At 62.9% G+C, this 17,259-nt stretch carries 12 protein-coding genes and 4 tRNA genes; 1 reads left to right on the forward strand and 15 read right to left on the reverse strand.

All coding sequences use genetic code 11. The features are described from left to right. Positions 1-345 carry a c-type cytochrome gene (locus EV147_RS21105; RefSeq protein ID WP_235844892.1) on the reverse strand — a complete coding sequence of 115 codons (345 nt, stop codon included), beginning with the start codon at positions 343-345 and terminating at the stop codon, positions 1-3. 15 nt (positions 346-360) lie between these two features. Then, positions 361-1,920, reverse strand: coding sequence for a nitrite reductase (locus EV147_RS21110; protein ID WP_235844893.1), 1,560 nt, complete (start codon positions 1,918-1,920; stop codon positions 361-363). A gap of 377 nt (positions 1,921-2,297) precedes the next feature. On the opposite strand from EV147_RS21110, the gene EV147_RS26015 reads away from it, so the two are divergent. Further along, on the forward strand, positions 2,298-2,447 hold the full coding sequence (locus tag EV147_RS26015) for a hypothetical protein (protein WP_157994716.1): 150 nt from the start codon (positions 2,298-2,300) through the stop codon (positions 2,445-2,447). Positions 2,448-2,661: 214 nt separating this feature from the next. Here the strand turns inward: EV147_RS26015 and rpoC are convergent, their stop codons facing one another. The 13 genes from rpoC to EV147_RS21175 all read right to left on the reverse strand — a co-directional run bounded on the left by rpoC (position 2,662) and on the right by EV147_RS21175 (position 16,947). Further along, positions 2,662-6,903: a DNA-directed RNA polymerase subunit beta' gene (gene rpoC / locus EV147_RS21115; RefSeq protein WP_130393157.1), complete on the reverse strand. Its 4,242-nt coding sequence runs from the start codon at positions 6,901-6,903 to the stop codon at positions 2,662-2,664. A 115-nt stretch (positions 6,904-7,018) separates the two neighbouring features. Further along, positions 7,019-11,125 (reverse strand): DNA-directed RNA polymerase subunit beta, encoded by a 4,107-nt coding sequence (gene rpoB, locus EV147_RS21120; RefSeq protein WP_130393158.1) that lies wholly within the window; start codon positions 11,123-11,125, stop codon positions 7,019-7,021. A gap of 437 nt (positions 11,126-11,562) precedes the next feature. Next, positions 11,563-11,937, reverse strand: a complete 375-nt coding sequence (rplL, locus tag EV147_RS21125) for a 50S ribosomal protein L7/L12 (RefSeq protein WP_130393159.1) — start codon at positions 11,935-11,937, stop codon at positions 11,563-11,565. A 61-nt stretch (positions 11,938-11,998) separates the two neighbouring features. After that, positions 11,999-12,520: a 50S ribosomal protein L10 gene (gene rplJ, locus EV147_RS21130; protein ID WP_130393182.1), complete on the reverse strand. Its 522-nt coding sequence runs from the start codon at positions 12,518-12,520 to the stop codon at positions 11,999-12,001. Positions 12,521-12,909: 389 nt separating this feature from the next. Beyond that, positions 12,910-13,605, reverse strand: a complete 696-nt coding sequence (gene rplA, locus EV147_RS21135) for a 50S ribosomal protein L1 (protein WP_130393160.1) — start codon at positions 13,603-13,605, stop codon at positions 12,910-12,912. Next, on the reverse strand, positions 13,606-14,037 hold the full coding sequence (gene rplK / locus EV147_RS21140) for a 50S ribosomal protein L11 (RefSeq protein ID WP_010810467.1): 432 nt from the start codon (positions 14,035-14,037) through the stop codon (positions 13,606-13,608). Between the two features lie 161 nt (positions 14,038-14,198). After that, on the reverse strand, positions 14,199-14,780 hold the full coding sequence (gene nusG / locus EV147_RS21145; RefSeq protein WP_130393161.1) for a transcription termination/antitermination protein NusG: 582 nt from the start codon (positions 14,778-14,780) through the stop codon (positions 14,199-14,201). A 9-nt stretch (positions 14,781-14,789) separates the two neighbouring features. Then, complete coding sequence (gene secE, locus EV147_RS21150) at positions 14,790-15,170, reverse strand: preprotein translocase subunit SecE (RefSeq protein WP_130393162.1); 381 nt, start codon at positions 15,168-15,170, stop codon at positions 14,790-14,792. A gap of 59 nt (positions 15,171-15,229) precedes the next feature. Then, positions 15,230-15,305: transfer RNA gene (locus tag EV147_RS21155), tRNA-Trp, on the reverse strand. Positions 15,306-15,390: 85 nt separating this feature from the next. Beyond that, positions 15,391-16,581 carry an elongation factor Tu gene (gene tuf, locus EV147_RS21160; RefSeq protein ID WP_130393153.1) on the reverse strand — a complete coding sequence of 397 codons (1,191 nt, stop codon included), beginning with the start codon at positions 16,579-16,581 and terminating at the stop codon, positions 15,391-15,393. Between the two features lie 44 nt (positions 16,582-16,625). Continuing rightward, positions 16,626-16,700: transfer RNA gene (locus tag EV147_RS21165), tRNA-Thr, on the reverse strand. Between the two features lie 37 nt (positions 16,701-16,737). Further along, positions 16,738-16,811 (reverse strand) — tRNA-Gly (locus EV147_RS21170). A 50-nt stretch (positions 16,812-16,861) separates the two neighbouring features. Further along, positions 16,862-16,947, reverse strand: a tRNA-Tyr gene (locus EV147_RS21175). Positions 16,948-17,259 lie beyond the last annotated feature (312 nt).

Genomic DNA, 17,259 nt, shown 5'->3' on the forward strand with positions numbered 1-17,259 from the left:
TCACCGCGGCGGCTTCATGGTGCCGAAGTGGCGCGACAAGGCTTCGATCATGTCGTCGCTCAGCGGCTCCGCCATCGGCCGCATGACGGCATCGCTGCGCTGGCCCGACTTGAAATCGCGCAGTTGCTTGGCAACGTACTCGGGCTTCTGCCCCGCCAGGTTCGGATACAGCCCGATACTGCTGACGCCATCGATGCCGTGGCAGGCGGCACACATCGGCAGCAGTGCCGCCACGCCATCGCTCAGTTTCTGAGGGGGTGCGCCAGACGAGACCGCCTGCGCACCCCCGCTGGCCAGCACGCATGCCAGAGCGCCCATCAACCTGATCAGTGGGAACCGGTTCATTGTCTTGTCCTCCGCTCAATGCTTGCGGGTCGGCGGCAGGCCAACCGAGATCCATTGGGTACGCGCGCGGGAGAAGATGCCCGCCGGGCTCTCCATCTTCTGCTCCGCCACGAGTTTCAGCGTCTTGCTGTCGTACACGCGCAGCCGGTCGCCGTAGTAGCCGGCGCTGACGTAGAGGAACCGCCCATCCCGGGTGTACTCGGGGAAGAACGCGTGACCGCCGGCATCAAGGGTGTGCGCCACCTCCAGCGTCTGCTTGTCGATCAACTGGATCTGCGACGCCTTCTTGTCCTTGGTGACGATATCGACCGCCACGTACGGTGCGTCCGGGTGCGCCGCCGGCGACTCCGTCGGCCCTGCCACCTTGACGTTCTTCACCACCGAGAAGTCGCGCGTATCCCAGACCGTGACCACATCGCCCAGATCGCACTGGCCGATGTTGGTGCCGAAGGCGAGCATGCGGCCGCCCACCGGCGTCACCGCGCCGGAGCCCACATGCGGCTGGCACCCGGCCGGAATGTCCCGTGCGACCTTGTCCTCCTTGAAGTCGATCGCCACGATCTTGTTGTCGCCATACGAGGCCACCATCGAATACCGGCCGTCCGGCGTCAGGAACGTGTCGTGCAGCATGCGCCCGACGTTTTCGAGCTTCGTGACGGGCATGCCTTCGCGGTCGGGATCGATGATCCAGATCTGTCCCGCCTGCCGCAGCGTCAGCGCGAACTTGTTGTTGATCCGGCTGCCAATCACCGGCCCGCCGGCCGACTGGATGAACTTGCCGTCCGGGTCCTTCCCCTCCAGCTTCAGGTGCTTCACCGGCTCCAGCGTGTCGGCCTTCAGAATGACCACCTGGTTCGGAACGAACGAACTGGCTGCCAGCCACTTGCCATCGTTGGACAGTGCGATCCCCGGGCCGGTCAGCCCGGTCTTCACCTTGCGCGTGATCTTGAGCGAGTACAGGTCGATCTTGTACACATGGCCGTCGTCGCTCTTCAACCATCCCCAGCGCGGATCCACCGGACTGAAGTCGAGGATGTGCGGCGCCATCGGCGTGGCGATTTCGCCAACCACCTCGTGCGTCTTGCCGTTCAGGAAGACAGTCCGGGCATTGTCGCCCGCAGCCCCGCTGCCATACCGGCCGCGCGCCATGACCGCCATCAGGTCATAGACGGAATCGATCTTGTACGTGGGCTTCGACGGCAGCGTAGATTCGTCGACCAGTACTTCGAGACTGGCGCGCGTCTGCTCCATCGACCACGGCGGCGAACCAACCGGCTGCGACTTGATGTACTGCGACACCAGCCGGATATCGGGGTCCGACATCCGCGCATGGAACGGCGGCATCAACGTGTCCGGAATGCCAGTCATGATCGTGCCGCGCAGCGCGGCCTCGCTCTGAACCAGCCGATCCTTGTGCAGCGCCGGCCCGACGTATCCACCGCGGCTAGCCGAGTGGCAGACCGCGCAATTGGCCTGATAGAGCGCATCCGCACGCTTGATGGACTCGGCGTCCATCGCCGTGGCCATGGTTGAGACGGCCGCCAGCAGGCCGACCGTCATTCCTCTCGCAATCATTCCCAAACCCCCTGTGACAAACGCCGCGCGTCAACGTGGCAATACCGCCAGTCTGTTCTTCAGGAGGGGCGAGTACAGGGGATGGATGCCTTCCATTGATGGGTATGGATGCCCGGTGGATTGTTGCGTCAGATCAGGAGCGGGCCGGCCAAACCAAGCAAGTCGCAGCTTTTTCAGACGCAACGGACTCCCTATCTCCCTCCCGGCAGAGGAATGCCACGCTCCGGCCAAGCATCGGGATGACCGGGTGGAGGCACCGGCGGCGGCATGGCAGCCGGCGCGGTGCTGCGGCGTAGCGCGTCTGTCTGGTGCTGGCGGGCCTCGTCTTCGAGTCGGGCGCATGTTGCGGCGTTGCCCTTCCCTGCGGCGCAGTCGTAGTGCTGCTCGAAGCTGCGGCGTTGTTCGTCAAGCAGGACCGGCGCCGCCGTCGTGGAGGGTTCGAGCCAGACATCTTCGGCCGCGGCGGCGGGTCCTGCGGTGCCGATTGCCACGATCAGGCCAACGAAGAGCCGCGCAATCGGTGGTGAAGAAGAACGGGAAGACGGGGACATGATCCGACCCGGCGCAAGCCGGTCCGATGTAGGACCCTTCACGATAGCGCCATCGCCTGACGTTGGTATTGACTCGCGCCAAACCGTGACGAGCGCACGCGGTGCCCAGTGCGTCTCGGGCTAGGGACGAAAAAAAACCCGGCTCGAAGAGCCGGGTTTTCCGTTACTGCTGAAAGGCACTGAAACGCGATCAGACCGCGTCGCCGTCACCCTCGGTCGCCTGCACCACCGGCGGCTCGATGAAGAGCGATTGCTCTTCGTCCGAGATCGCCTGGGCGCGTTCGCGCTCCGAAGCCTCGCGTGCCTTGCGGGCACGGTGGTAGGCCAGGCCGGTACCGGCCGGGATCAGACGGCCGACGATCACGTTTTCCTTCAGACCACGCAGGTCGTCGGTCTTGCCCATGATCGCGGCTTCGGTCAGCACGCGCGTCGTTTCCTGGAACGATGCCGCCGAGATGAAGCTGTCGGTGGACAGCGACGCCTTGGTGATACCGAGCAGCAGGTTGTCGTGCACGGCCGGACGCTTTCCTTCGGCGATCACGCGGTCGTTCTCGTCGAGCAGTTCCGAACGCTCCACCTGTTCACCCGGGATGAACTTGGTGTCGCCCACGTCGGCGATCTGCACGCGGCGCAGCATCTGACGAACAATCACTTCGATGTGCTTGTCGTTGATCTTCACGCCCTGCAGACGGTACACGTCCTGCACTTCGTCCACGATGTAGTGCGCCAGTTCCTCGATGCCCTTCAGGCGCAGGATGTCGTGCGGGTCCGCCGGACCTTCCACGATCATTTCGCCCTTGTTCACCACCTGGCCATCGTGCACCAGCACCTGCTTTTCCTTCGCAATCAGGAACTCGTGGGCGTTGCCGTCCAGGTCCGTGATCACCAGGCGCTGCTTGCCCTTCGTGTCCTTGCCGAACGACACCGTACCGGTGACTTCCGCCAGCACGGCGGCGTCCTTCGGCGAACGGGCTTCGAACAGCTCGGCCACACGCGGCAGACCACCGGTAATGTCGCGGGTCTTCTGCGATTCGGTCGGGATACGTGCCAGCACTTCACCCACGTGTACCTGCTGACCGTCCTTCACGGTAATCAGCGCGCCCACCTGGAAGCCGATGGTCACGGAGTGGTCCGTGCCCGGGAGCTTCACTTCCTGGTTGTTCGCGTCGAGCAGCCGCACCTGCGGGCGCAGGCCCTTGGTGGCGGCCGTACGGCGCTTGGCATCGATCACCACGAGGGTCGACAGGCCCGTGACTTCGTCCATCTGCTTGGCGACGGTCACGCCTTCTTCCACGTTCTCGAACTTGATCGTGCCCGAGTACTCGGAAACGATCGGACGAGTCAGTGCGTCCCACGTGGCCAGTTGCGTGCCAGCCTTGATGGCCTGGCCGTCCTGCACCAGCAGCGTGGCGCCGTACGGGATCTTGTGGCGCTCGCGCTCGCGGCCGTGGTCGTCCGTGATCAGTGCCTCGCCCGAACGCGAGATCACGATCAGTTCGCCCTTGGCGTTCGTCACGTAACGCATGGTCGCCGTGAAGCGCACCGTACCGGTGGCCTTGGCTTCCACGCTCGATGCCACTGCCGCACGCGATGCCGCACCACCGATGTGGAACGTACGCATGGTCAGCTGGGTACCCGGCTCACCAATCGACTGCGCGGCGATCACACCCACTGCTTCGCCCGAGTTCACCAGCACGCCACGGCCCAGGTCGCGGCCATAGCACTTGGCGCACAGGCCGTAGCGCGTGTCGCAGGCCAGCGGCGTGCGAACCTTGACTTCGTCCACGCCGATGCTGTCGATCAGGTCGACCAGGTCTTCGTCCAGCAGCGTACCGGTTTCGATCGCCGTTTCCTGGGTCTCAGGATTCACGACATCCGCCACCGTCACACGGCCCAGGATACGGTCGCGCAGGGCTTCGATCACTTCACCGCCTTCGACCAGGGCCTTCATGGCCACGCCGTTGGAGGTGCCGCAATCATCTTCCACCACGACCAGATCCTGCGTCACGTCGACCAGACGACGCGTCAGGTAACCCGAGTTCGCGGTCTTCAGTGCCGTATCGGCCAGACCCTTACGTGCACCGTGGGTCGAGATGAAGTACTGCAGAACGTTCAGGCCTTCACGGAAGTTCGCCGTAATCGGCGTTTCAATGATCGAGCCGTCCGGCTTGGCCATCAGGCCGCGCATACCCGCCAGCTGACGAATCTGTGCCGCGCTACCGCGAGCACCCGAGTCCGCCATCATGTAGATCGAGTTGAACGATTCCTGCTTGACCGTCGCACCGGTGCGATCGACCACGTCTTCGTGCTGGAGCTGTTCCATCATCGCCTTGCCCACCTGGTCGCCGGCGGCGCCCCAGATGTCCACGACGTTGTTGTAACGTTCCTGGTCCGTCACCAGACCCGACATGTACTGCTTGTCGTATTCCTTCACCTTGGCGGCCGCGTCGGAGATGATCTTCTCCTTCTGCGGCGGCACCAGCATGTCGTCGATGGCGATCGAGATACCGGCGCGCGTAGCCAGGCGGAAGCCCGACTGCAGCAGCTTGTCAGCAAAGATCACCGTCTCGCGCAGGCCGCACTTGCGGAACGCGGTGTTGATCAGGCGCGAGATTTCCTTCTTCTTCAGCGGCTTGTTCAGCACCGAGAAAGGCAGGCCCTTCGGCAGGATCTCGGACAGGATCGCGCGGCCGACCGTGGTGGCCTGCAGCGTGATCTTCGGGGCAAAGCGTGCGTCGCCCTCGGCGTCCTTGTCCACCAGCACGTACTCGGTGATCCGCACGTTCACGCGCGAAGCGAGTTCGACTTCCTTGTTCTCGTAGGCGCGGATGACTTCGCTGATGTCGGCGAACGTCATGCCTTCACCCTTGCCGTTGATCTTGTCGCGGGTCGTGTAGTACAGACCCAGCACAACGTCCTGCGACGGCACGATCGACGGATCGCCGTTGGCCGGGAACAGCACGTTGTTCGACGCCAGCATCAGCGTACGGGCTTCCATCTGCGCTTCGAGCGACAGCGGAACGTGGACGGCCATCTGGTCACCGTCGAAGTCGGCGTTGAACGCCGCGCAGACCAGCGGGTGCAGCTGGATGGCCTTGCCTTCGATCAGCACCGGCTCGAACGCCTGGATACCCAGGCGGTGCAGCGTCGGCGCGCGGTTCAGCATCACCGGGTGCTCGCGGATCACCTCTTCGAGGATGTCCCACACCACCGGCGTCTGGCTTTCCACTTCCTTCTTCGCCGCCTTGATCGTGGTGGCGATGCCCATCGTTTCCAGCTTGTGGAAGATGAACGGCTTGAACAGCTCGAGCGCCATCAGCTTCGGCAGGCCGCACTGGTGCAGCTTCAGCGTCGGGCCCACCACGATGACCGAACGGCCCGAGTAGTCCACGCGCTTGCCCAGCAGGTTCTGACGGAAACGGCCGCCCTTGCCCTTGATCATTTCGGCCAGGGACTTCAGCGGACGCTTGTTGGCGCCCGTCATGGCCTTGCCGCGACGACCGTTGTCCAGCAGCGAGTCGACGGCTTCCTGCAGCATGCGCTTTTCGTTGCGCACGATGATTTCAGGGGCCTTCAGCTCCAGCAGGCGCTTCAGACGGTTGTTACGGTTGATGACGCGGCGATACAGGTCATTCAGGTCCGACGTGGCGAAACGGCCGCCATCGAGCGGAACCAGCGGACGCAGTTCGGGCGGCAGCACCGGCAGCACTTCCAGGATCATCCATTCCGGCTTGATGCCCGAACGCTGGAACGCCTCGAGCACCTTCAGGCGCTTGGCGAACTTCTTGATCTTGGCTTCGGAACCCGTGGCCTGCAGCTCGGCGCGGATCTGTTCGATCTGCTTCTCGATGTCGATGCCGCGCAGCAGTTCACGGATGCCCTCGGCACCCATCATTGCCACGAATTCGCCTTCGCCGTACTCATCGCACTTCGCGATGTAGTCGTCTTCCGACATGATCTGGCTCTTCTTGAGCGGGGTCATGCCGGGTTCGAGCACCACGAATGCCTCGAAGTACAGCACGCGCTCGATGTCGCGCAGCGTCATGTCCAGGACCATGCCCAGACGCGACGGCAGCGACTTCAGGAACCAGATGTGCGCGGTCGGCGCGGCCAGTTCGATGTGGCCCATGCGCTCGCGGCGCACCTTGGCCAGCGTCACTTCGACGCCGCACTTCTCGCAGATCACGCCACGGTGCTTCAGGCGCTTGTACTTGCCGCACAGGCACTCGTAGTCCTTGATCGGGCCAAAGATCTTGGCGCAGAACAGGCCGTCGCGTTCCGGCTTGAACGTACGGTAGTTGATCGTTTCCGGCTTCTTCACTTCACCGTACGACCACGAACGGATCTTCTCGGGCGAGGCCAGGCCGATCTTGATCGCGTCGAACTGCTCTTCCTGCTGAACCTGCTTAAAGAGATCGAGCAATGCTTTCATTGCAACTCCTTGTTTCGCCGCCGGGCCGGAGTCTGTCCGGTACGGCGGCATTCAATCCTGTGGGAAACCTGCACTGGTGGGAGGCCGCCGTGGCCGCCTCCCCGTCCGATCCGGATCAGTAGCGATCCAGGTCGATATCGATACCCAGCGAGCGGATTTCCTTCACCAGCACGTTGAACGATTCCGGCATGCCGGCGTCGATCGAGTGCTCGCCCTTGACGATGTTCTCGTACACCTTGGTACGGCCGTTCACGTCATCGGACTTGACCGTCAGCATTTCCTGCAGCACGTACGACGCGCCGTAGGCTTCCAGTGCCCACACTTCCATCTCACCGAAACGCTGGCCACCGAACTGGGCCTTGCCGCCCAGCGGTTGCTGCGTCACCAGCGAGTACGGGCCGGTCGAACGTGCGTGCATCTTGTCGTCGACCAGGTGATGCAGCTTCAGCATGTGCATCACACCCAGCGTGACCGGACGCTCGAACGCCTCGCCCGTGCGGCCGTCGTGCAGCGTGACCTGCTGCTTCGATGCCGTCAGGCCCTTCTCGCGTGCCACCTCGTCCGGGTAGGCGAGGTCCAGCATGCGGCGGATTTCGTCTTCGTGCGCACCATCGAACACCGGCGTGGCGAACGGCACACCCTTCTTCAGGTTGGTGGCCAGTTCCAGCACTTCGGCGTCGCTGAGGCTGTCGAGGTCTTCCGGCTTGCCGCTCTCGTTGTAGATCTGCGCGAGCAGCTTGCGGAGTTCCTGCGCCTTGACGTTGGCCTTGAGCATGTCGCCGATGCGCTGGCCCAGACCGCGTGCGGCCCAGCCCAGGTGGGTTTCCAGAATCTGGCCCACGTTCATCCGCGACGGCACGCCCAGCGGGTTCAGCACGATGTCCGCCGGCGTACCGTCGGCCATGTACGGCATGTCTTCGATCGGCACGATCTTCGACACCACACCCTTGTTACCGTGACGGCCGGCCATCTTGTCGCCCGGCTGCAAGCGGCGCTTGACGGCCAGGTACACCTTGACCATCTTGATCACGCCCGGCGGCAGTTCGTCGCCCTGCGTCAGCTTCTTGCGCTTCTCTTCGAAGGCCAGGTCGAACTCGTGGCGCTTCTGCTCGATGGCTTCCTTGACGGCTTCCAGCTGGGCAGCCACTTCCTCGTCAGCCGGACGGATGTCGAACCAGTGGTACTTGTCCAGGTCGGCCAGGTATTCCTTCGTCAGCTTGGCGCCCTTGGCCAGCTTCTTCGGACCGCCGTTGACGGTCTTGTCGAGCAGCAGGCGTTCCAGACGCTGGAATGCATCGCCTTCCACGATACGCAGCTGGTCGTTCAGGTCCAGGCGGTAGCGCTTCAGTTCGTCATCGATGATCGACTGGGCGCGCTTGTCGCGCGTCACGCCTTCACGGGTGAAGACCTGCACGTCGATCACGATGCCGCTCATGCCCGACGGCACGCGCAGCGACGTATCCTTCACGTCCGAAGCCTTCTCGCCGAAGATCGCGCGCAGCAGCTTCTCTTCCGGCGTCAGCTGGGTTTCGCCCTTCGGCGTGACCTTGCCCACCAGCACGTCGCCGGCTTCCACTTCGGCGCCGATGTACGTGATGCCCGACTCGTCCAGACGCGCCAGTTGCGCTTCGGCCAGGTTCGAGATGTCGCGCGTGATTTCTTCCGGTCCCAGCTTGGTGTCGCGCGCAACGACCGACAGTTCCTCGATGTGGATCGAGGTATAGCGGTCTTCGGCCACCACACGCTCCGAGATCAGGATCGAATCCTCGAAGTTGTAGCCGTTCCACGGCATGAACGCCACCAGCATGTTCTGGCCCAGCGCCAGCTCGCCCAGGTCGGTCGAGGCGCCGTCGGCGATCACGTCGTTGCGGGCAACGATATCGCCAACCTTCACCATCGGACGCTGGTTGATGTTGGTGTTCTGGTTCGAACGCGTGTACTTGATCAGGTTGTAGATGTCCACGCCAACTTCGCCGGCCACGGCTTCGTCGTCGTTCACACGGATCACCACGCGCATCGCGTCGACGTAGTCCACCACGCCGCCACGCATCGCCTGCACGGCCGTACCCGAGTCAACGGCCACGGTGCGCTCGACGCCGGTACCGACCAGCGGCTTGTCCGGACGCAGGCAAGGCACGGCCTGACGCTGCATGTTCGCGCCCATCAGTGCACGGTTCGCATCATCGTGCTCGAGGAACGGCACCAGCGAGGCTGCCGCCGACACGATCTGCGACGGCGCCACGTCGATGTACTGCACGCGGTCCGGCGTGACCATGCGCGTCTCACGCTCGGAACCTTCACGCGACGACACCAGTTCGTCGGTCAGGTTGCCGTCGGCGTCGACGGTCGCGTTGGCCTGCGCCACCACGTACTTGCCTTCCTCGATGGCCGACAGGTAGTCCACCTGGTCGGTCAGCTTGCTGTTTTCCACCTTGCGGTACGGCGTTTCCAGGAAGCCGTACTCGTTCAGGCGGGCATACAGTGCCAGCGAGTTGATCAGGCCGATGTTCGGGCCTTCCGGCGTTTCGATCGGGCACACGCGGCCGTAGTGGGTCGGGTGCACGTCGCGGACTTCAAAGCCGGCGCGCTCGCGCGTCAGACCACCCGGGCCAAGGGCCGAAACGCGGCGCTTGTGGGTGATTTCCGACAGCGGGTTGGTCTGGTCCATGAACTGCGACAGCTGCGACGAACCGAAGAACTCGCGAATCGCCGACGAAATCGGCTTCGAGTTGATCAGGTCGTGCGGCATCAGGTTCTCGGTCTCTGCCTGGCCCAGACGTTCCTTGACGGCGCGCTCCACGCGCGACAGACCGGCGCGGAACTGGTTTTCGGCCAGTTCGCCCACGCAACGCACGCGACGATTGCCCAGGTGATCGATGTCATCGACCTCGCCCTTGCCGTTACGCAGGTTCACCAGGATCTTGATCGTCTCGAGGATGTCCTCGTCCTGCAGCACCATGCTGCCCTCGCCGCTCGGGCGCGACAGGCGGCTGTTGACCTTCATGCGGCCAACGCGCGACAGATCGTACGATTCCTCGCTGTAGAACAGGCGCTGGAACAGCGCTTCCACGGCGTCCTCGGTGGGCGGCTCGCCCGGGCGCATCATGCGGTAGATGGCGATACGCGCGGCCGTCTGGTCGGCGGTATCGTCGGCACGCAGCGTCTGCGAGATGTACGGACCCTGGTCCAGGTCGTTCGTGTACAGCGTCTGGATATTCTTGACGCCCGCTTCGCGCAGGTTTTCCAGCAGCGTCTCGGTCAGCTCGTCGTTGGCGTTGGCGATCACTTCACCGGTATCCGGATCGATGATGTTCTTGGCCAGCACGCGGCCCAGCAGGTAGTCCTCGGGCACGCTGATCAGCTTCGTGCCGGCGGAATCCAGGTCGCGGATGTGCTTGGCGTTGATACGCTTGTCCTTCTCCACCACGACGCGGCCGTTCTTGTCGGCGATGTCGAAGCGCGCGACTTCACCGCGCAGGCGCTCGGGCACGAACTCCAGTTGTGCGCCTTCGCCCTGCAGCATGAAGTTGTCGAACACGAAGAAGTGCGCCAGGATCTGCTCCGGCGTCAGGCCGATCGACTTCAGCAGGATCGTCACCGGCATCTTGCGGCGGCGGTCCACACGGAAGTACAGGATGTCCTTCGGGTCGAATTCGAAGTCGAGCCACGAGCCACGGTACGGGATGATCCGTGCCGAGAACAGCAGCTTGCCCGAGCTGTGCGTCTTGCCCTTGTCGTGCTCGAAGAACACGCCCGGCGAACGGTGCAGCTGGCTAACGATCACACGCTCGGTGCCGTTAATCACGAAAGAACCGGTCGACGTCATGAGCGGGATTTCGCCCATGTAGACTTCCTGCTCCTTCACTTCCTTGACCTTGCCCGGGTTCTCGCGATCGTTGATGATCAGGCGAACCTTGGCACGCAGCGCCGAGTGGAACGTCAGGCCACGCTGCTGGCATTCCTTGACGTCGAACGGCGGGTTGGACAGGTGGTACGAGACGAACTCCATCCGGGCAAGCCCGTTGTGCGAGGAGATCGGGAAGATTGCGTTGAAAGCGGCTTGAAGACCCTCGCTCTTGCGACGCGCGGTCGGCGTTTCCGCTTGCAAAAACTGGGTGTAGGATTCAATCTGTGTGGCAAGCAGGAATGGAACCTGATGAACCGTAGCACGCTTCGCAAACGATTTGCGAATGCGCTTCTTTTCGGTGAAGCTGTACGCCATGGGATCTCCGAATCATCGCAGGAACGGCTGGACCTGGCCGTCACCTGAGGTGTTCAGCGACTGGGAGGGGATTTGGCGGTTGGCCGCTACCAACCTCTGGCTGACGGTGCCCGCACGCTGCGGACGGTGTGGTCATTGCACGGCGCAATGCCTGCACACGTCCGGGGGACACCCGACCAAACTTGTCTTCTGCAGTCGGTTCAGAAGACAAACATCAGCAACCACCTAGTGTGCCACTGATGTTTGGCCTCTGCTGAGGCAGCGAATCGATTTCGCGCCGCCAAGCATAGCTTACTTCACATTACCCGCCCTGCCGGACGGTCTTTACGCCCTCGGGTGCCGCTTCAAACACACCCCACAGAAGCGCAAAAAGGCTGGCGCCGGGAAATTCCCTTTGCCAGCCCCATCCGCGTGCCACGGGGCACGCGAGGTACCACTTACTTGACGTCGACCTTGGCGCCAGCGTCTTCCAGCTTCTTCTTGGCGTCGGCAGCAGCAGCCTTGTCCACGCCTTCCTTGACGGGCTTCGGTGCGCCATCGACCAGGTCCTTGGCTTCCTTCAGGCCCAGGCCGGTGATTTCGCGAACGGCCTTGATCACGCCAACCTTGTTGGCGCCAACTTCGGCCAGGATCACGTTGAACTCGGTCTGTTCTTCAGCGGCAGCAGCACCGCCAGCGCCCGGGGCAGCAGCCACAGCCATGGCAGCAGCCGACACGCCAAACTTCTCTTCGAACGCCTTGACCAGGTCGTTCAGTTCCATCACGGACATCGAGCCTACGGCTTCGAGGATGTCGTCTTTGGTGATTGCCATTTGAAATACTCCTACTAGATTTGATTCAGGATCGGTATTGCGATCTGTCTTATGCGGCAGCTCAGGCAGCCGGGGCTTCCGCTTCCGCGGGAGCGCCTTCGGCCTTCTTGGCGGCGACGGCGGCCAGCAGGCGGGCGAAGCCCGACACCGGTGCCTGCATCACGCCCAGCAGCTGAGCAATCAGTTCGTCACGGCTCGGGATCGAAGCCAGGGCCTTGACGGCGCCAGCATCGAGAACGTTGCCGTTGTACGACCCTGCGCGCAGGACCAGCTTGTCGTTGGTCTTGGCAAAGTCGTTCAGAACCTTGGCCGACGACACTGCATCTTCGGAAATACCGTAGATCAGCGGGCCGGTCATCTGCTCTGCGAGGCCTGCAAACGGCGTACCTTCGACGGCACGACGGGCCAGCGTGTTCTTCAGAACACGCAGGTACACGCCTTGCTGACGAGCGGTGGAACGCAGCTTGGTCAGATCGCCAACCGTAATGCCGCGATATTCGGCCACGACGATGGTCTGGGCCTTGGCGACTTGCGCCGAAACCTCAGCAACGACGGCCTTCTTATCTTCAATATTAAGTGGCACGGTTAAGCTCCAAAACGATGCGGTTGCGCCGGAGACCGGCTCAAACACATCAGTCCAAACGAACGGCGTCCGATTGGCCCGAATCCCCCGGGGCAAGCCCGGCGTCATCAATCCCTTCGGGTGCGCCATCTGCGCTGGCGGGCCGGCAGCCATCGGAGCGAACTCCGCAAGGGCCGACCGATTAAGTCCACGCTGCCGGAGCGGCATGAACACCAGCGGTCTTTGATAACCAGCGGCACCTGCCCTGCGTCACACGCGGGGCCGATGCCACTGCCCAAAGCCTTGCTCCCTCGCCGAACCGGCGGTGGAGCCGACCGCGGCAGCGCCGCGATCTTCAATTCCTGCCCTGGCGGGCGTTATCGGGTTCCAGCCAGGTGGTTGCCGTCAGCTCAGGCCGACAGCGAGGTCTGTTCGACGCGCACGCCAACGCCCATCGTGGACGACACGGCGATCTTGCGCAGGTACACACCCTTGCTCGTGGCCGGCTTCGACTTGACCAGGGCGTCCAGCAGGGCGCTCAGGTTGCTCTTCAGCGCGGCGTCGTCGAACGAGCGACGGCCGATGGTGGCGTGGATGATACCGGCCTTGTCGACACGGAACTGAACCTGGCCAGCCTTGGCGTTCTTCACGGCCTGGGCCACGTCCGGCGTCACGGTGCCAACCTTCGGGTTCGGCATCAGGCCGCGCGGGCCGAGGATCTGGCCCAGCGTACCGACGATACGCATCGTGTCCGGCGAGGCGATCACGACGTCGAAGTTCAGGTTACCAGCCTTGACTTGCTCGGCCAGGTCTTCCATGCCAACCACGTCAGCACCGGCAGCCTTGGCGGCCTCGGCCTTATCGCCCTGGGCGAACACGGCCACGCGGACCGACTTGCCGGTACCGGCGGGCAGCACCACGGAGCCACGCACAACCTGGTCCGACTTCTTTGCGTCGATGCCCAGTTGCACGGACACGTCGATCGACTCGTCGAACTTCGCCGAGGCGCAGCTCTTCACCAGGCCCAGGGCCTCGTCGATCGGGTAGAACTTGGTACGCTCGATCTTCGCCTTGTTGGCGGCGACGCGCTTGGAAACCTTAGCCATTTACAGACCCTCCACGGTGATGCCCATCGAACGCGCCGAACCAGCGATCGTACGCACGGCGGCGTCGAGGTCGGCGGCGGTGAGGTCAGCGTTCTTGGCCTTGGCGATTTCTTCAGCCTGGGCGCGGGTGATCTTGCCAACCTTGTCGGTATGGGGCTTCGGCGAACCCTTGGTGATGCCCGCTGCCTTCTTGATCAGCACGGTCGCCGGGGGCGACTTCATCACGAACGTGAAGCTCTTGTCGGCGAAGGCGGTAATCACCACCGGCACCGGCAGACCGGGTTCCATACCCTGGGTCTGGGCGTTGAACGCCTTGCAGAACTCCATGATGTTCAGACCACGCTGACCCAGTGCGGGACCAACGGGCGGGGAGGGATTTGCCTTACCAGCCGGAATCTGCAGCTTGATAAAGCCAATGATCTTCTTGGCCATTTCTACTCCAATCCGGACCTGTCCCACATGCGGGAATCAGATCCTGTTGAGTCGTAACGCGCTATCGCCATGCCAGCATGGCCTCACGCTCCTCTTCGGGCCGGCCTTGGCCGACCCTATTCTGGTTGCCGGTCCCTTGCGGGCACCGGCAGCCGAAATCCTTAAACCTTCTCGACCTGGCCGAACTCGAGCTCGACCGGCGTTGCGCGCCCGAAGATCGTGACCGTCACGCGCAGGCGCGACTTTTCGTAGTTCACTTCCTCGACGTTGCCGTTGAAGTCGGTGAACGGGCCGTCCTTCACGCGCACCATTTCGCCCACCTCGAACAGCGTCTTGGGGCGCGGCTTCTCGACCCCTTCCTGCATCTGGGTCATGATCTTGTCCACTTCCCGCTGGGAAATCGGACTCGGGCGGTTACGCGCCCCACCCACGAAACCGGTGACCTTGCTGGTGTTCTTCACCAGGTGCCACGTCTCGTCGGTCATTTCCATCTCGACCAGCACGTAGCCGGGGAAGAAGCGGCGTTCCGTCACGGACTTGTGTCCGCCCTTGATTTCCACGACTTCTTCAGACGGCACGAGGATGCGGCCAAACTTGTCCTGCATCTCGGCGCGCTCGATGCGCTCCTGCAGCGCGCGCTGCACGCTCTTTTCCATGCCGGAGTAGGCGTGCACCACGTACCAGCGCTTCTTCGACGAAGGCGATTCCGATGCCGTGGTTTCCTGCTGAGCGTTATCCGTCATGTCTACCTCTTATTTCCAGCCCAGCACGAGCGAGAAGATTACCCACTCGATGAGCTTGTCAGCCGACCACAGGAACAACGCCATGACGACCACGAAGACAAAGACGAGACCCGTCATTTGTCCGGCTTCCTTGCGCGTCGGCCAGACGACCTTGCGAACTTCCCGGTACGATTCACGGGCAAATCCCACAAAGTCCTTGCCCGGCGCGGAGACCAGCGCCACCACGACACCGAGGGCGAGACCCGCGAACAGCGCGGCGCCGCGCACGTAGGAGGGCTGCTGGGCCAGCGCGTAGAAACCGATGACTCCGGCAACAACCAGGAGCACAGCGGCGACGAGCATCCACTTGCCGCTCGAGGCGCCTACGGTTTCGACATTGGGATTAGCCATGTTTCGCAAACGAGACTAAGCCGCGTCACGAGTCTTCCTCGCGACGCGGCTGATTGATTTGGCAGGGGCAGAGGGAATCGAACCCCCAACCTTCGGTTTTGGAGACCGACGCTCTGCCAGTTGAGCTATACCCCTAAAACAACTGTGGGGTCAGCCGAAGCCAACCCCCTGGCAGACGAACGCGACCGGTTGGTATCGCGCCCGCCAGTTCGACTGAAGATCAGTCGAGGATCTTTGCCACAACGCCGGCGCCGACGGTACGACCACCTTCGCGGATAGCGAAGCGCAGGCCTTCTTCCATGGCGATCGGGGCGATCAGCTTGACGGTGATCGACACGTTGTCACCCGGCATGACCATTTCCTTGTCCTGCGGCAGCTCGATCGAGCCGGTCACGTCGGTCGTACGGAAATAGAACTGCGGGCGGTAGTTGTTGAAGAACGGCGTGTGACGGCCACCTTCGTCCTTCGACAGAATGTACACCTCGCCCGTGAAGTGCGTGTGCGGCTTGATCGAGCCCGGCTTGCACAGGACTTGGCCACGTTCCACGTCTTCACGCTTCGTGCCGCGCAGCAGCAGGCCAACGTTGTCACCAGCCTGGCCCTGGTCCAGCAGCTTGCGGAACATTTCCACGCCCGTGCAGGTCGTCTTCACCGTCGGGCGGATACCCACGATTTCGATTTCCTCGCCGACCTTCACCACGCCGCGCTCGATACGACCCGTCACCACGGTGCCGCGGCCCGAGATCGAGAACACGTCTTCCACCGGCATCAGGAACGTACCGTCAACGGCGCGCTCCGGCGTCGGGATGTACGTGTCCAGTGCGTCGGCCAGGGCCATGATCGCGCCTTCGCCCAGGTCGCCCTTGTCGCCTTCCAGCGCCAGCTTGGCCGAACCCTTCACGATCGGCGTGTCGTCGCCCGGGAAGTCGTACTTCGAGAGCAGCTCGCGCACTTCCATTTCCACCAGCTCGAGCAGCTCGGCGTCGTCCACCATGTCGCACTTGTTCAGGAACACGATGATGTACGGCACGCCAACCTGGCGGGCCAGCAGGATGTGCTCGCGCGTCTGCGGCATCGGGCCGTCAGCGGCCGAGCACACCAGGATCGCGCCGTCCATCTGTGCGGCGCCCGTGATCATGTTCTTCACATAGTCAGCGTGGCCCGGGCAGTCAACGTGGGCGTAGTGGCGGTTGGCCGTCTCGTATTCCACGTGCGCGGTGTTGATCGTGATGCCGCGTGCCTTCTCTTCCGGCGCTGCGTCGATCTCGTCGTACTTCTTGGCCGCGCCGCCGAACTTCGCAGCCAGCACCGTGGCGATTGCTGCCGTCAGCGTCGTCTTGCCATGGTCAACGTGACCAATCGTACCTACGTTCACGTGCGGCTTGGTCCGCTCGAACTTTTCCTTTGCCATGTCGCGACTCCTGTCTCGGTAGCAATTGCCAGTGCGGGTATTGATGGTGCCCATGGGCAGGATCGAACTGCCGACCTCTCCCTTACCAAGGGAGTGCTCTACCACTGAGCCACATGGGCGAATCTTGACTTACTTCTTGCGACTGTCGATCAGGCCTGGAGCGGGTGAAGGGAATCGAACCCTCGTCGTAAGCTTGGAAGGCTTCTGCTCTACCATTGAGCTACACCCGCCCGGTTACTTCCTGCTTCACGGGCTTTCGCCTGATCGCTGTCTTGCATTCTGGTGGAGAGGGCTGGATTCGAACCAGCGTAGGCGTAAGCCAACAGATTTACAGTCTGCCCCCTTTAGCCACTCGGGCACCTCTCCGCAGAGAACTTGTGATTATGGTGCAACCTGCTGGGGCTGTCAAGCACTTTCCATTGCGGTGAGTGCTTTGCGGATCGCCCCGCAGGCTCGCCCGTCTTGCGTTGAACCGCGGTCCAGGCGGACCAGAATCATCGATATGAAATCGACACTCTCACCCTATAGGGGCTCGCGGCGGCGCGTCGCGGCCGGCCTGGCCGGCCATCGCAGCACGGAAAACCAAAGACAAAACCCCTCGCAGCGATAGCTGTCGAGGGGTTTTGGGGCATAAGAGCCTGGCGATGACCTACTTTCACACGGGTATCCGCACTATCA

Source organism: Cupriavidus agavae (assembly GCF_004217045.1).
GTDB lineage: Bacteria > Pseudomonadota > Gammaproteobacteria > Burkholderiales > Burkholderiaceae > Cupriavidus > Cupriavidus agavae.

What these genes read in the sequence shown, in the direction of transcription:
- EV147_RS21105 (WP_235844892.1), bottom strand. Translation starts at nt 345, where the DNA reads ATGAACCGGTTCCCACTGATCAGGTTGATGGGCGCTCTGGCATGCGTG.
- EV147_RS21110 (WP_235844893.1), bottom strand. Translation starts at nt 1,920, where the DNA reads ATGATTGCGAGAGGAATGACGGTCGGCCTGCTGGCGGCCGTCTCAACC.
- rpoC (WP_130393157.1), bottom strand. Translation starts at nt 6,903, where the DNA reads ATGAAAGCATTGCTCGATCTCTTTAAGCAGGTTCAGCAGGAAGAGCAG.
- rpoB (WP_130393158.1), bottom strand. Translation starts at nt 11,125, where the DNA reads ATGGCGTACAGCTTCACCGAAAAGAAGCGCATTCGCAAATCGTTTGCG.
- rplL (WP_130393159.1), bottom strand. Translation starts at nt 11,937, where the DNA reads ATGGCAATCACCAAAGACGACATCCTCGAAGCCGTAGGCTCGATGTCC.
- rplA (WP_130393160.1), bottom strand. Translation starts at nt 13,605, where the DNA reads ATGGCTAAGGTTTCCAAGCGCGTCGCCGCCAACAAGGCGAAGATCGAG.
- rplK (WP_010810467.1), bottom strand. Translation starts at nt 14,037, where the DNA reads ATGGCCAAGAAGATCATTGGCTTTATCAAGCTGCAGATTCCGGCTGGT.
- nusG (WP_130393161.1), bottom strand. Translation starts at nt 14,780, where the DNA reads ATGACGGATAACGCTCAGCAGGAAACCACGGCATCGGAATCGCCTTCG.
- secE (WP_130393162.1), bottom strand. Translation starts at nt 15,170, where the DNA reads ATGGCTAATCCCAATGTCGAAACCGTAGGCGCCTCGAGCGGCAAGTGG.
- tuf (WP_130393153.1), bottom strand. Translation starts at nt 16,581, where the DNA reads ATGGCAAAGGAAAAGTTCGAGCGGACCAAGCCGCACGTGAACGTAGGT.